16 protein-coding genes and 1 pseudogene are annotated in these 12535 nt (G+C 66.4%); 14 read left to right on the top strand and 3 right to left on the bottom strand.

Annotated features, from left to right (window positions below; all coding sequences use genetic code 11):
• Positions 1–826: 826 nt before the first annotated feature.
• From ABS88_RS14435 to ABS88_RS14445, 3 genes and pseudogenes are all read right to left on the bottom strand, one after another.
• Complete coding sequence (locus ABS88_RS14435) at positions 827–1402, bottom strand: recombinase family protein (protein ID WP_286750036.1); 576 nt, start codon at positions 1400–1402, stop codon at positions 827–829.
• 118 nt (positions 1403–1520) lie between these two features.
• On the bottom strand, positions 1521–3101 hold the full coding sequence (locus ABS88_RS14440; RefSeq protein WP_286750037.1) for a recombinase family protein: 1581 nt from the start codon (positions 3099–3101) through the stop codon (positions 1521–1523).
• Between the two features lie 34 nt (positions 3102–3135).
• Positions 3136–4275: pseudogene (locus tag ABS88_RS14445) on the bottom strand (YifB family Mg chelatase-like AAA ATPase); the annotation flags it as partial.
• A gap of 325 nt (positions 4276–4600) precedes the next feature.
• On the opposite strand from ABS88_RS14445, the gene ABS88_RS14450 reads away from it, so the two are divergent.
• The 14 genes from ABS88_RS14450 (at position 4601) to rnpA (ending at position 12480) form a co-directional block, all read left to right on the top strand.
• On the top strand, positions 4601–5242 hold the full coding sequence (locus tag ABS88_RS14450) for a TetR/AcrR family transcriptional regulator (protein ID WP_076073579.1): 642 nt from the start codon (positions 4601–4603) through the stop codon (positions 5240–5242).
• 49 nt (positions 5243–5291) lie between these two features.
• A complete protein-coding gene (locus tag ABS88_RS14455; protein WP_083674953.1) occupies positions 5292–5723 on the top strand; it encodes a VOC family protein in 432 nt (143 codons plus the stop codon).
• Positions 5724–5744: 21 nt separating this feature from the next.
• Positions 5745–6419 (top strand): glutathione S-transferase family protein, encoded by a 675-nt coding sequence (locus ABS88_RS14460; RefSeq protein ID WP_076073574.1) that lies wholly within the window; start codon positions 5745–5747, stop codon positions 6417–6419.
• Positions 6420–6472: 53 nt separating this feature from the next.
• Complete coding sequence (locus tag ABS88_RS25125; protein ID WP_067110563.1) at positions 6473–7192, top strand: DUF1428 domain-containing protein; 720 nt, start codon at positions 6473–6475, stop codon at positions 7190–7192.
• Between the two features lie 36 nt (positions 7193–7228).
• Positions 7229–8026, top strand: coding sequence for a VOC family protein (locus ABS88_RS14475; RefSeq protein WP_076073572.1), 798 nt, complete (start codon positions 7229–7231; stop codon positions 8024–8026).
• Between the two features lie 50 nt (positions 8027–8076).
• Positions 8077–8502, top strand: a complete 426-nt coding sequence (locus ABS88_RS14480; RefSeq protein ID WP_076073570.1) for a VOC family protein — start codon at positions 8077–8079, stop codon at positions 8500–8502.
• Complete coding sequence (locus tag ABS88_RS14485) at positions 8499–8984, top strand: VOC family protein (protein WP_104959265.1); 486 nt, start codon at positions 8499–8501, stop codon at positions 8982–8984. The genes ABS88_RS14480 and ABS88_RS14485 overlap by 4 nt, the downstream gene beginning before the upstream one ends.
• A 4-nt stretch (positions 8985–8988) precedes the next feature.
• Positions 8989–9441, top strand: coding sequence for a hypothetical protein (locus ABS88_RS14490; RefSeq protein WP_104960270.1), 453 nt, complete (start codon positions 8989–8991; stop codon positions 9439–9441).
• Positions 9441–10094, top strand: coding sequence for a glutathione S-transferase family protein (locus ABS88_RS14495; protein ID WP_199775046.1), 654 nt, complete (start codon positions 9441–9443; stop codon positions 10092–10094). The genes ABS88_RS14490 and ABS88_RS14495 overlap by 1 nt, the downstream gene beginning before the upstream one ends.
• Before the next feature lie 19 nt (positions 10095–10113).
• Positions 10114–10578, top strand: a complete 465-nt coding sequence (locus tag ABS88_RS14500; protein ID WP_286750041.1) for an SRPBCC domain-containing protein — start codon at positions 10114–10116, stop codon at positions 10576–10578.
• Positions 10579–10661: 83 nt separating this feature from the next.
• The gene (locus ABS88_RS14505) at positions 10662–11462 is read left to right on the top strand and encodes an alpha/beta hydrolase (protein WP_076073562.1); all 801 of its coding nucleotides are present in this window, start codon (positions 10662–10664) and stop codon (positions 11460–11462) included.
• 93 nt (positions 11463–11555) lie between these two features.
• Entirely contained in the window at positions 11556–11864 is a 309-nt protein-coding gene (locus ABS88_RS14510; RefSeq protein ID WP_067110582.1) for a hypothetical protein, read from the top strand.
• Between the two features lie 101 nt (positions 11865–11965).
• The gene (gene rpmH / locus ABS88_RS14515; RefSeq protein WP_003046693.1) at positions 11966–12100 is read left to right on the top strand and encodes a 50S ribosomal protein L34; all 135 of its coding nucleotides are present in this window, start codon (positions 11966–11968) and stop codon (positions 12098–12100) included.
• 41 nt (positions 12101–12141) lie between these two features.
• Positions 12142–12480 carry a ribonuclease P protein component gene (gene rnpA / locus ABS88_RS14520; protein ID WP_067110584.1) on the top strand — a complete coding sequence of 113 codons (339 nt, stop codon included), beginning with the start codon at positions 12142–12144 and terminating at the stop codon, positions 12478–12480.
• Positions 12481–12535 lie beyond the last annotated feature (55 nt).

Raw genomic sequence — 12535 nt, forward strand, 5'->3', positions numbered from 1 at the left:
CGGCGGCGCCATGGCCTTCACGCCTGACGGCATCGAATGCCTCATCAACCTCATTGCCGAACAATCATAGCGGATCCGCGGCCTTCACCGGATGGCTACTCTTTTTTGTAGGTCTCTTGAATAGAATTAGAGGGCGCGGCGCGCGCCCTATCCCCCGCCACTGACAAAACATCAGCATGTCCGCTAACAAACATCGGCATGTCGCAAAAACTATACGTCCGCCGACAAACACCAGCGCGCGCCGGCGCGCTCGTTCCTGTCCGCCATGGCATTATCCGCCGCGATGATATATTCAGGCGATGAGCGTGTCCGCTTCACGACCTTCCGTGCGCCACCGTCCACTGGTAAAGCGCAGCGGGCACGCTCACTATCCGCTGACAAAACATCAGCGCAAAAAGTATACGCCCGCTGAATAAACATCACCGCGCCCCGGCGCGCTCGCTTCCTGTCCGCCATGGCATTATCATTGCCGATGATGTATTCGAGCGATGAGCGTGTCCGCTTCACGACCCTCCGCGCTCTGCCACCCCTTTGGTAAAGCGCAGCGGGCACGCTCACTATCCGCTGATAAACATCAGCGGGAAAAAGATACGCGAAAGAGATACGCGCCGCTGACAAACATCGGGGGGTGGCAAAAAGACTACACCCGCTCGGCTATTCACCAGTCCACCCCTCGCGCACGAACCGCCGCGCTTGTGGAAGCCATTTTCAAGATAATCCTGTTTGAATATTGAAGGGCTGGGAATCTCTCCCCAGCCCTTCCCCCCCCCCTCGGGTCGCAATCGCGGGGGAACTCACTCGCTGCCCCTCTATGTCTTCCTCATTGTTAAGGCAAGGCTACTGCCCGCTGAATAGCGGCTCGGCTCACCCCATATTCTTTCGCCAAAGCCCCATAGGACGCCCCAGCGGCTTTCGCCGTCCGAATGGACATCTTGGCTTCATCGGACAACTTGGAAGGTCGCCCCAGCATTTTGCCGGACGCTTTGGCGCGCGCCAGTCCGCTTTGCGTCCTCTCGACCAATAGATCGCGTTCGAACTCGGCGACAGCGGCGATAACTCCCATGGTCATGCGACCAGCCGCCGATGTCAGGTCAACGCCGCCAAGGGCGAGGCAATGAACCTTCACGCCAGCCGACGCCAGCCGTTCAACGGTCGAACGGACATCCATCGCATTACGCCCCAGCCGATCAAGTTTCGTAACGATGACAACATCGCCACTTTCCAATCGATCGATCAGGCGAGCGAAGCCCTTGCGTTCCATCGCCGCCACCGACCCGCTCACCGTTTCAACAATCACCCGCTGGGGAGCGACGGCGAAGCCAGCGGCTTGAATCTCACCAACTTGATTATCAGTTGACTGATCGGACGTGCTGACACGGCAATAGGCGAAAGTGCGGCTCATCGGTTCTGTTCCTGTATCGAAAAGGTGTAAACTTAATACGGGTGTATCTAAACACCTGTCAAGCTATATTTCGATACAAATCTGGAAGGTGTATCGCAAACGAACGATTCCGATACGGCTATAAATCCTTAGTCAACAAGACCTTTCCGCCGTCCGATAGGGAAGCCGTAACTTGCCCATTGGGATCGAAAGTTAGGCGCACCATGTCGTTGATAGCTGCCTTGATGTCAGATCGGGCTTTGAACCGCTCATCGGCGTCGGCGCTGTTCATCCTTCCAATGAAAGCAGCCACACGCCTCATATGCTCGGCAGGCGGCACCTTGCCTTGTATCTCACCTAATGCCGCTCGGGCTTTCGCAAGGTCTTTGCGTATGCCTTCCAGCCGCGACCGCGCCGCTTGATACTCGTCCGCCGCAAGGTCATCGCCCTCACTAACCAGCCGCAAGATGTTTCGAGCCGATTGCTCTTGCCGTTTAGCAGCCTGCTCCAATGTCATGACGCGTGCCCGCGCCTTGTCCAATGCCCCGCTATCGCTCTCATCGGGCATGTTCCGCATCTCAAGAAACAGTTCGGTCAATACGGCTTGCTCAATCGGAAAGTAGGCATAGCCGCGCTGATTGTCGCATGTCTTTTGACGCTTCGCGCCATCGCAATAGAGATAATAATGCTGCGACCGCGACCCGTCTTTATTGATCCGCCACCGCGAGGAACCATGGGCAGTCACCCGACCGCCGCAAGCCGCGCAGACCGACACGCGACCGAATAGGTTGCTGACTTCCCGTCCGCGCCCTTGATGTTTCGCCTGATTGGCAAGGCGTTCCGTATTCGCTCGGGCAAATGTCGATTCATCAATGACGGCTGGGTAAACTTTGATCGGCTCACCCAGTGGGACACGTCTTGCCGCACCGCGCGGAAACTTGCTGTATTGAACATAGCCCAGGACTGCGATGTCTTGAACAATGCGGGCTATAGCGCTGGCAGTCCAGCCAGCAGGGGCGCGGGATGTCGATGACCACGGCTGGTATCGGATGTCAGATAGCGCCCGTTCATTAAACAGCTTGGCAATGCCATTCTTGCCATATCCCGCAATGCGAAGCGCAAACATCTCTTCCACCAGCGCCACCCTTTCGGGGATAGGATCATAGGTCTTTGTCGCCTCATCCCAGACCAGCCATTTTCGGGCACGGTGGCGCGATATGTTGTGTCCGTCTTTCGCGGCGTCACGCCGTTTCTTCCACGCGGCATTCCCGCGCTCTTGCTGTTTCACGGAAAACTCAAAGGCAGAAAACGCGGATGACATCATCGTCACGAATGAACCAAAATCATGATTCACTTTATCGATGTCGATGACCTGCCCAGTTGCCGCCACGTGGACAACAAGCCCCCGCTGTAGCAGCGGCATCATCCACCCCATCATATCGGCTGGTGGACGGCGGGACAGGCGGTCAAGGTGCTCGACCACAAGGGCAGGGCTTTCAATCGCCCCCGACATAATGCGCTGGGTCAAACGACCCAGTTCGCCCTTTTCAAGATTAGCCCCTGTGAATGCCGACCTGCCCGAATCAATCAGGGTCTCATCAAATGCCAATCCCAGCCGAGAGGCGTAGGCATCGGTGGCTTCGCGTTGCCGCTGCTCACTAGACCTATCTGCGTTGCCCTGCTCCAGACTCGACCAACGGATATATCGGAATGTTGTCATTTTCAGCCTCATACGATGACTTGAAAGGGACAACAATCCTGTCGAGCAGCGGCCCCGACAGCTTCGCCTGATAGTCAGCGGCGCAGCGCGGCGCGCGGCTGCACGCGAGCGCCGGATCACCCAAATGGCCGCAGCGGCACGGATTCATCGCGGCGATCAGCTGCACCCGCGCCGGGAAGGTGACATGCGCATTGGCGCGCGCGACGCTGACCTCGCCCGTCTCCAGCGGCTGGCGCAGGCTGTCGAGCACCCCGCGCTGGAATTCGGGCAGCTCGTCGAGGAACAGCACCCCCAGATGCGCGAGGCTGACCTCGCCCGGCCGCACGCGCAGCCCGCCGCCGATCAGCGCCGGCATCGACGCCGAATGATGCGGGCTGCGGAACGGCCGCGCGCGGACCAGCCGCCCACCTTCCAGCCCGCCCGCGACCGAGGCGATCATCGACACCTCCAGCGCTTCTGCGGGGGTCAGTTCGGGCAGGATGCCGGGCAGGCAAGCGGCCATCAGCGACTTGCCCGCCCCCGGCGGCCCGACCATCAGCAGGTTGTGGCCGCCCGCCGCCGCGATTTCGAGCGCGCGCTTCGCCGTTTCCTGCCCCTTCACCTGCGCCAGATCGGCGGTTCGCGCCGGCGCCGCGACCTCGCCCGGCACCGGCGCGGGCAGCAGCGCGGCGCCCTTGAAATGCCCGAGCAGCGACAGGAGGTCGGGCGCCGCGAGCACCTCGACATGCCCCGCCCACGCCGCCTCCGGCCCCTGCGCGGCGGGGCAGACGAGCCCGCGCTCGACGCTGCCCGCGTGCAGCGCGGCAAGCAGCACGCCTGGCGACGGCGCGACGCGCCCGTCGAGGCCGAGTTCGCCGACGACGACATAGGCGGCGAGCGTTTCGGGATCGACGACCCCCATCGCGCCGAGCAGAGCGAGCGCGATCGGCAGGTCGTAGTGCGAGCCTTCCTTGGGCAGGTCGGCGGGCGACAGGTTGACCGTGATCCGCTTCGGCGGCAGCGCGAGGCCGATCGCCGACAGCGCCGCGCGCACCCGCTCGCGGCTTTCGGCGACCGCCTTGTCGGGCAGGCCGACGACCGCGAAGGCGGGCATCCCGGGCGCGATCTGGCACTGCACCTCGACCCCGCGCGCCTCGAGCCCGAGATAGGCGACGGTCGAAACGATCGCGACCAATGATACCCCCTTGCAGCCGGCCCCCATTTGTTCCCCATCCTTCATAGGCGGGAGGCGCCGGGCGTCGAGTCCCTTTTTGTCGGGGACAGGAATCGCGCGGGAATGACGGAGACAAAAAGGGAGGAATTTCGCGCAGAGGCGCAGAGTCCGCAGAGATTTTTGTTCGCGCGGAGGCGCGGAGGCGCGGAGAAGAAAGAAGAAAATGGCGGCTTTGCCGCCTTCCCCTTTTCTTTGCGATCTCTGCGCCTCTGCACGAAATCCTGTCCCAAGACCGTCATCGCCGTCCAATTTGACATCATACCAACCAGTCGGTATGTAAATCTCCATGACGCCGACTCACCCCTCCCCTCCTTCGACGCCGCCCCGCCGCGCACCGCGGGGCAGCGCGCGGGCGAAGCTGATTGCCGCCGCGCATCAGGAGGTGCGGCGGCACGGCTATGCCGCGACCACGGTCGACCAGATCTGCGCCGCCGCCGGGGTGACCAAGGGCGCCTTCTTCCACCATTTCGAATCGAAGGAGGCGCTGGCGGTCGCCGCCGCCGAAGCGTGGACCGAGCGCGCGCGGCCGATGTTCGACATGCTGCCGCACACGAAGCTGGAGGACCCGCTCGACCGGCTGCTCGGCCATATCGATTTCCGCTTTTCGCTGCTGCACGGCCCGGTCGACGGCTTCACCTGCTTCATCGGCACGATGGTGCAGGACGCCTATGCGACCAGCGAGCCGATCCGCCTTGCCTGCGAAGCGAGCATCGCCGCCTATTGCGAAGCGCTCTCCCCCGACATCGAGGCGACGATGGCGCAATATGGCGCGCCCGACGGGATGACCGCGATCGATCTCGCGCGCCATATCCAGTCGGTGCTGCAGGGCGGCTTCGTTCTGGCGAAAACCACCAACGACCCGGCGATTGCCAGGGAAAGCGTCGTCCATCTGACGCGTTACGTCCGCATGCTGTTCGGACGGACGTGACCGCCGCGAAACCATCCCCTGAAGCCTTCCGACGAGAGAGGAATTTCCGATGCCCACCCCCAGGATGATTTTCGTCAACCTGCCGGTCCGCGACCTCGACCGGTCGATCGCCTTCTACGAGGCGCTCGGCTTCGCCAACGAGCCGCGCTTCACCGACGAGACCGCCGCCTGCATGGTCTGGTCCGACGCGATCTTCGTGATGATCCTGACGCACGACAAGTGGCGCAGCTTCACCGACCGGCCGATCCCGCCGACGGCATCGAGCGAGGCGATGCTCGCGCTGGCCCTCGACAGCCGCGAGGCGGTCGATGCGATGGTCGCGGCCGCCGCCGCCCACGGCGGCACCGCCGACGTCAACCCGGTGCAGGAACATGGCTTCATGTACGGCCGCGACATTCTGGATCCCGACGGCCATGTCTGGGAACCGTTCTGGATGGACCCGGCGGTCGCGAACGGCGACGCACCCCCACCCGCCGCCTGAGGCGACGAAAGGAGCGGCATCATGCCCGTGAATCCCGCCGCCATAATCGAGATCACCGCCTTCGACTGGGTGCCCGATTTCGCGCGCGGTTTCGTCCGCGACCTGCGTCCGCGCTGGGCGTGCGAGGAAGTCGGGCTCGACTATGCCGAGCGGCTGATCAGCGCGGTCGACCGTCCGTCCGAACATTTCCGCGACCAGCCATGGGGGCAGGTGCCGGTGCTGCGCGACGGCGACGTGCATCTGTTCGAAAGCGGCGCCATCCTGCTGCATCTGGCGGAAAAGGACGAGCGGCTGCTGCCGCGCGACCCGCAGGGCCGCGCGACCGTGACGAGCTGGCTGTTCGCCGCCTACAACAGCGTCGAACCGGCGATGTTCGAACTGTCGACCGTCGACCTGTTCGCGGCGGGCGAACCATGGGCGAAGCTGCGCCGGCCCGGCCTGATAGACTTCATCCATACCCGCTTCGGCAAGCTCGCCGAGGCGCTGGGCGACCGGCCGTATCTCGCGGGCGTTTTCAGCGTCGCCGACATCGCGATGGCGACGGTGCTGCGCGAGGGTATCGAATCGGGTGCGGTCGCCGAGCATCCGCAGCTCGAGGCCTATCTTGCCCGCTGCCTCGAACGCCCCGCCTTCGACCGCGCGCTCAAGGCGCAGCTCGCCGCCTTCCGCGAAGAGGCGGGACCGGCGGAAAGATAAGCATGAGCCCCTCCTCTTCAGAAGGAGGGGGAAGACAGAGCAGGAGAGAGACGATGACCTATGTCGAAGGCTTCGTGCTTGCGGTTCCGACCGCCGAGCAGGACAGATATCGCGACCTTGCCGCCCGATCGGTGCCGCTGTTCAAGGAGTTCGGCGTGCGTCGCCACGTCGAATGCTGGGGCGACGACATTCCCGTCGGCAAGCTCAACGACTTCCGCACCGCGGTGCAGGCGAAGGACGGGGAGACGGTCGTCTTCAGCTGGTTCGAATATCCCGACCGCGCGACGCGCGACGCCGCGAACGAGAAGATTCGCACCGATCCGCGCATGGCGGAGATGGGCACCGACATGCCCGGCGACGGCCAGCGCATGATCGTCGGCGGCTTCGCGCCGATCGTCGAGGAAGGGCTCGGCGGATCGATGGGCTATACCGACGGCTTCGTGTTCGCGGTGCCCGACGCCAACAAGGAGGCCTATCGCGCGCTCGCCGCCCGCGCCTCGCTTGTCTTCCTCGATCATGGCGCGACGCGCGTCCTCGAATGCTGGGGCGACGACGTGCCCGACGGCAAGGTCACCGACTATCGGCGCGCGACGCATGCAAAGCCCGGCGAGACCCCCGCCTTCAGCTGGATCGAATGGCCCGACAAGGCGGCGCGCGTCGCGGGCTGGGAAAAGGTCATGGCCGACGAGCGGATGCGGCACGATCCGAACGACCAGAGCTTCGACGGCGCCCGCATGATCTATGGCGGCTTCGTTCCGATCGTCGACGCCTGACACCTCCCACCGCCGGGACGCACAAGGAGAAGGACGATGACGAATCCCAAGGGCAGCTTCATCTGGTACGAGCTGATGACGAGCGATCCCGACGGCGCGGCGCGCTTCTACGGCGCCGTGGTCGGCTGGACGATCGCGGCGCACGGCGACCCCGCGGACGGCGGCGTCGATTATCGCATGATCGGCCGCAGCGACGGCGGCCAGGCCGGCGGTGTGCTGGCGCTGAACGCCGACATGCTGGCGGGCGGCGCGCGGCCGGCGTGGCTCGGCTATCTCTATACCCCCGATGTCGACGCCACGGTCGCGGCGATCGGGGCCGACGGCGGCAGCGTCCACATGCCGCCGACCGACCTGCCCGTCGGGCGCATCGCGATGCTGGCGGACCCGCAGGGCGCGCCCTTCTACGTCATGAACCCGATCCCGCCCGCGGGGCAGGAGGACATGGACAGCGACGCCTTCTCGGTCACCGAGGCGCAGCACGTCCGCTGGAACGAACTGATGACGAGCGACCCCGACGCCGCGATCGCCTTCTACCGCAGGCATTTCGGCTGGGGTCAGGAAGGCGCGATGGATATGGGGGCGCTGGGCGCCTACCGCTTCCTTCAGGTCGGCGACGTCGGCATCGGCGCGGTAATGCCGCTGATGCCCGAAACCCCGGCGTCGACCTGGACCTTCTACATCGGGGTCGACGACATCGACCGCGCCGCGGCGACAGTCGCGGCGGCCGGCGGCACGGTGACCAACGGCCCGATGGAAATCCCCGGCGGCGAATATGCGATGAACGGCGTCGACCCGCAGGGTGCCGCCTTCGGGCTGGTGGGGCCGCGGCGCTGACAGACAAGTCCCTCCCCCAAAGGGAGGGACGTTGGAAGAGGAGAGAAGCCATGACCACCCCCGCCAACCAGGCGCCGACCGGCGGCCTGACCCCGCACCTGACGATCCGCGACAGGCGCGCGGTCGAAGCGATCACCTTCTACACCGCCGCCTTCGGCGCGAGCGAGGTCGTGCGCGTCCCCGCTGACGACGGCGTGCGGCTGATGCACGCGCACCTGCATCTCAACGGCGCATCGCTGATGATCCACGACGATTTCCCCGAATATACGGGCGGTCCGGCGCCCGCGCCGGCCAGCGTCGTGCTGCACCTGCAGGTCGACGACACCGACGCCTGGTACGACCGCGCCGTCGCCGCCGGCGCCGAAAGCGTGATGGCGCCCGACAACATGTTCTGGGGCGACCGTTATGCGCAGGTGCGCGACCCGTTCGGCCACCTCTGGTCGCTCGGCACCCCGCTGCAAGGAGAGGAAGGATGACCCGCGATCCCGTCACGCTGTGCCTGTGGTACGATAAGGATGCCGAGGAAGCCGCGGCTTTCTATGCCGCCACCTTCCCCGAAAGCCGCGTCGGCGCGGTCCACCGCGCCCCCGGCGACAACCCGAGCGGCAGAGAGGGCGACGTGCTGACCGTCGATTTCACCGTGCTCGGCATCCCGTGCGTCGGCCTCAACGGCGGCCCCGCCTTTCCGCACAGCGAGGCCTTTTCCTTCCAGGTCCATACCGGGACGCAGGAGGAAACCGACCGCTACTGGAACGCGATCGTCGGCAACGGCGGCCAGGAAAGCATGTGCGGCTGGTGCAAGGACAAATGGGGCGTCAACTGGCAGATCACCCCGCGCGCCCTGACCGATGCCGTGATGGGCGACGACAAGGCGGCGGCGAAACGCGCGTTCGAGGCGATGATGACGATGAAGAAGATCGACGTCGCGGCGATCGAGGCCGCGGTGCGGGGGGACTAGGGTGATGCGCCGCCCCTCGCCCCTGTCCGCCTGGCTGCTCTGCGGCACGCTCGACATCGTCTATGCCGCGCTCTGGAGCCTGTCGGCGGGCGGCACCGTCGGCGGCATGCTGCGCGGGGTCGCCAAGGGGCCGTTCGGCGACGCCGCGGTCGACTGGGGCCTCGGCGGCGCGCTGCTCGGCCTCGTCACCCATTATGCGATCATGGGCGCGATGGTCGCGGCCTTCGTCCTGCTGGCGCGCCATTGGGCGGGGCTGCGCCGCTGGCCGTGGGGATGGGTCGGCCTCGTCTATGGCCTGATCCTCTACGGCGTGATGAACGGCATCGTGCTGCCGCTGCGCTTCGGCACGCCTTTTCCGCCCGCCGACCTGTTCAAGGGCGCGGTCGCGCTCTTTCCCCACATCTTTTTCGTCGGACTGCCGCTCGCATGGCTGTTCGCGCGTCCGGAGGCCCGCTGATGCTGATCTATTACGGCCACCCCTTCTCCTCCTACACGTGGAAGGCGCTGATCGCGCTCTACGAGAAGGAGCTTCCCTTCGATTACCGCGTGATCGGCCCCGACACGCCGCAGCATGGCGACGAGTTGCGCGCGCACTGGCCGGTCGGCAAGTTCCCGCTGCTCGTCGACGGCGACACCGCGCTGTTCGAGGCGTCGATCATCATCGAGCATCTCGACGCACTCGCCCCCGAACCGCGCCTGATCCCGGCGGACCGCGACGCGGCGCTGCGCGTCCGGCTGCTCGACCGGATATTCGACAATCATGTGATGACCCCGATGCAGGAGGTGGTGGCCGACGCGCTGCGCGGGCCGGAACATCATCTCCAGATCATCGTCGACAAGGCGAGGGAGTCGCTCGAAACCGTCTACCGCTGGCTCGATACCGAACTGGCCGGCGGCGGCTGGGCGACCCCCCATGGCTTCACCCTCGCCGATTGCGCCGCGGCGCCCTCGCTCTTCTATGCCGACTGGATGCACGAAATCGCGCCCGCCTACGCCAATCTGCGCGCCTATCGCGCGCGGCTGCTCGCGCATCCGTCGGTCCGCCGCTGCGTCGAGGATGCGCGGCCCTATCGTCCCTTCTTCCCGCTCGGCGCCCCCGATCGCGACTGACCCGCAAAGGAGAAGCAGCATGTCCGACGATCCCCGCGAACTGTCGATCTCGATCCGCATCGCCGCGCCGCCCGACGCGGTCTGGCGGGTGATGACCGAGCGGATGGCCGAATGGTGGTGTCCGAAGCCGTGGACCGTCACGCTCGACGATGTCGACCTGCGCCCCGGCGGACGCTGCGCGATGACGATGCGCGGTCCCGACGGCGAGGTGCAGCCGACCGACGGCCTGTTCCTCGAGGTCGTGCCGGGGGTGCGCTTCGTGACCACCGATGCGGTGGTGCGCGGCGCCGACGGCCGCATCGCGCCGCGCGATCCGTTCATGATCGGCGGCTGGGAGATCGTGCCCGACGGCGCCGGCACCCGCTTCACCGGCTGGGCGCGCCACTGGAGCGACGAGGCGCGCCAGCAGCATCAGGACATGGGCTTCACCGCCGGCTGGACCGTCGTCGCCGAACAGCTCAAGGCGCTGTGCGAAGCCGCCTGATGGAACGTCCCGAAACGCGGTTAACGCCGCGCTGACTGCATGGCTTGACGCTCTGGTAGGCGCCCGCGCGCGAGAGCGGCGGGATGGCCCGCCCGTCCGCCTTGCCCCCCGCGCTGCTGCGTTCCGCGATCGTCGCCCTGCTGGCGGCGGTGCTCGCCTTCGCGCCCGCGCAGGCGCAGACGGTGGTGACCGTCACCACGACGATCGGCTGGACCTATGAAGAGGTGGACGGTCCGGCCGCCAATCTCGACCCGACCGCCCTCGACGAGGACGCGGCACTGCTCGACGATGCGGCGCTCGCCGATGCGGCCGACCTCGGCGCGACGCGGCGCTATGCGCCTGCCGCGACGCTCGCGACCCTCGGTCCCGCGAAGGCGCGCTTCGGTCCCTTCGCGGTGGTCGACGCCGGCACCGCGCGCATGGCGGGCGACGTCACCGCGGCGACGCCGCGCCAGTTCGCGGCGATGCTCGCGGCCTTTCCGGCGCTGCGGCGGATCGAGATGATCGACTGCCCCGGCAGCCTCGACGAAGAGGCGAACCTGATCCTCGCCCGCGCGATCCGCCGCGCGGGGCTGGAAACCGTCGTGCCGAGCGGCGGATCAGTGCGCTCGGGCGCGGTCGAGCTGTGGCTCGCCGGCGCCGTCCGCCGCGCCGCGCCCGACGCCGAATTCGGCGTCCACAGCTGGATCGACGAAGAAGGGCGCGAGGCGAACGACTATCCCGCCGACGATCCCGTCCACGCCGAATATCTGGGGCTCTATCGCGAACTGGGGATGGACGATTCGAAAGCGCGCGCCTTCTATGCGCTGACCAACAGCACGCCGTTCGACACCGTCCGCACCCTGACGCGCGCCGACATGGCCCGCTTCGTCGCGCTCGACTGACCCCGCCGCCGCATAGCGAGCCATCGCGCCGGCGCACCCGGCCGACGTGCCCTATCCTTGCAACACGCCGCCCGCCTTCCCACATCGCCGGGCATGGCGAAGCCGAATCTCTACCAGCGGTTGCGGGCGAATGCGCAGGTGCGCTACGCGCTGTTCGTGACCGGCGTGCTGCTGATGATCGTCGCAGCGCTGATCGGGCCGCTGCCCGGTCCCGGCTTCGTCATCCTCTTCCCGATTGGGCTGATGCTCGCGCTGCAGAACAGCCTGTGGGCAAAGCGCCGCTATGTCCGGTTCAAGATGCGCCACCCGCGCTACGGCGACTGGGCCGACCGGCTGATGCGGCGGGTCAGCGCCGCGCGGCGGCGCGCGCGCGCCGCGCTCGACCGGCTCGATGGCGATTGACTTTGCGCCGACTCTCGCCTATCCGCGCCCCCACTGGCGGCCGCCCGCGTTTGGCGGCCCTTTTTCGTTGCAACGATTGAAGAGATTTTGGGGATTTCGCGATGAAGCGCACCTATCAACCGAGCCGCCTCGTGCGCAAGCGCCGCCACGGCTTCCGCGCCCGCAAGGCCACCGTCGGCGGCCGCAAGGTCCTCGCCGCCCGCCGCGCCCGCGGCCGCAAGAAGCTGTCGGCCTAAGCGCCGTCGCTTCGCCGCCGAGCCTGGAAGGATCTGGGCTGGTGCGAACGCTCTCCAGACGCAGCGAGTTTCTGGCCGCGAATCGCGGCCTTCGCTTTCCCATGCCCGGCTTCGTCCTGCTCGTCCGCCCGCGCGGTGACGACGACGACGCGCCGGGCATCGGCTTCACGGTCAGCAAGAAGGTCGGCAACGCGGTCGTGCGCAACCGGATGAAGCGCCGCCTGCGCGCCCTCGCCCGCGCCGCCTTGCCCGAATCGGGGATCGCGGGCGCCGACCATGTGCTGATCGGTCGCCCCGGCGGCAACGCCATCGCCTTTGCCGAGCTGGCGGGGCACCTCGATTCGGCGCTGAAGCGCGCCGCGAAGAAGCTGGCTCAATGAGTGGCGTGAGCGTTTCCCCTTGTCGTCACCCCGGACTTGATCCGGGGTCCCGCTT

This window comes from Sphingopyxis sp. SCN 67-31 (assembly GCF_001725095.1).

What these genes read in the sequence shown, in the direction of transcription:
- ABS88_RS25125 (WP_067110563.1), top strand. Translation starts at nt 6,473, where the DNA reads ATGACCTATGTCGAAGGCTTCGTGCTTGCGGTTCCGACCGCCGAGCAG.
- ABS88_RS14455 (WP_083674953.1), top strand. Translation starts at nt 5,292, where the DNA reads ATGCCCACCCCCAGGATGATTTTCGTCAACCTGCCGGTCCGCGACCTC.
- ABS88_RS14435 (WP_286750036.1), bottom strand. Translation starts at nt 1,402, where the DNA reads ATGAGCCGCACTTTCGCCTATTGCCGTGTCAGCACGTCCGATCAGTCA.
- ABS88_RS14450 (WP_076073579.1), top strand. Translation starts at nt 4,601, where the DNA reads ATGACGCCGACTCACCCCTCCCCTCCTTCGACGCCGCCCCGCCGCGCA.
- ABS88_RS14510 (WP_067110582.1), top strand. Translation starts at nt 11,556, where the DNA reads ATGGCGAAGCCGAATCTCTACCAGCGGTTGCGGGCGAATGCGCAGGTG.
- ABS88_RS14475 (WP_076073572.1), top strand. Translation starts at nt 7,229, where the DNA reads ATGACGAATCCCAAGGGCAGCTTCATCTGGTACGAGCTGATGACGAGC.
- ABS88_RS14480 (WP_076073570.1), top strand. Translation starts at nt 8,077, where the DNA reads ATGACCACCCCCGCCAACCAGGCGCCGACCGGCGGCCTGACCCCGCAC.
- ABS88_RS14440 (WP_286750037.1), bottom strand. Translation starts at nt 3,101, where the DNA reads ATGACAACATTCCGATATATCCGTTGGTCGAGTCTGGAGCAGGGCAAC.
- ABS88_RS14490 (WP_104960270.1), top strand. Translation starts at nt 8,989, where the DNA reads ATGCGCCGCCCCTCGCCCCTGTCCGCCTGGCTGCTCTGCGGCACGCTC.
- ABS88_RS14505 (WP_076073562.1), top strand. Translation starts at nt 10,662, where the DNA reads ATGGCCCGCCCGTCCGCCTTGCCCCCCGCGCTGCTGCGTTCCGCGATC.
- ABS88_RS14495 (WP_199775046.1), top strand. Translation starts at nt 9,441, where the DNA reads ATGCTGATCTATTACGGCCACCCCTTCTCCTCCTACACGTGGAAGGCG.
- ABS88_RS14460 (WP_076073574.1), top strand. Translation starts at nt 5,745, where the DNA reads ATGCCCGTGAATCCCGCCGCCATAATCGAGATCACCGCCTTCGACTGG.
- ABS88_RS14485 (WP_104959265.1), top strand. Translation starts at nt 8,499, where the DNA reads ATGACCCGCGATCCCGTCACGCTGTGCCTGTGGTACGATAAGGATGCC.
- rpmH (WP_003046693.1), top strand. Translation starts at nt 11,966, where the DNA reads ATGAAGCGCACCTATCAACCGAGCCGCCTCGTGCGCAAGCGCCGCCAC.
- ABS88_RS14500 (WP_286750041.1), top strand. Translation starts at nt 10,114, where the DNA reads ATGTCCGACGATCCCCGCGAACTGTCGATCTCGATCCGCATCGCCGCG.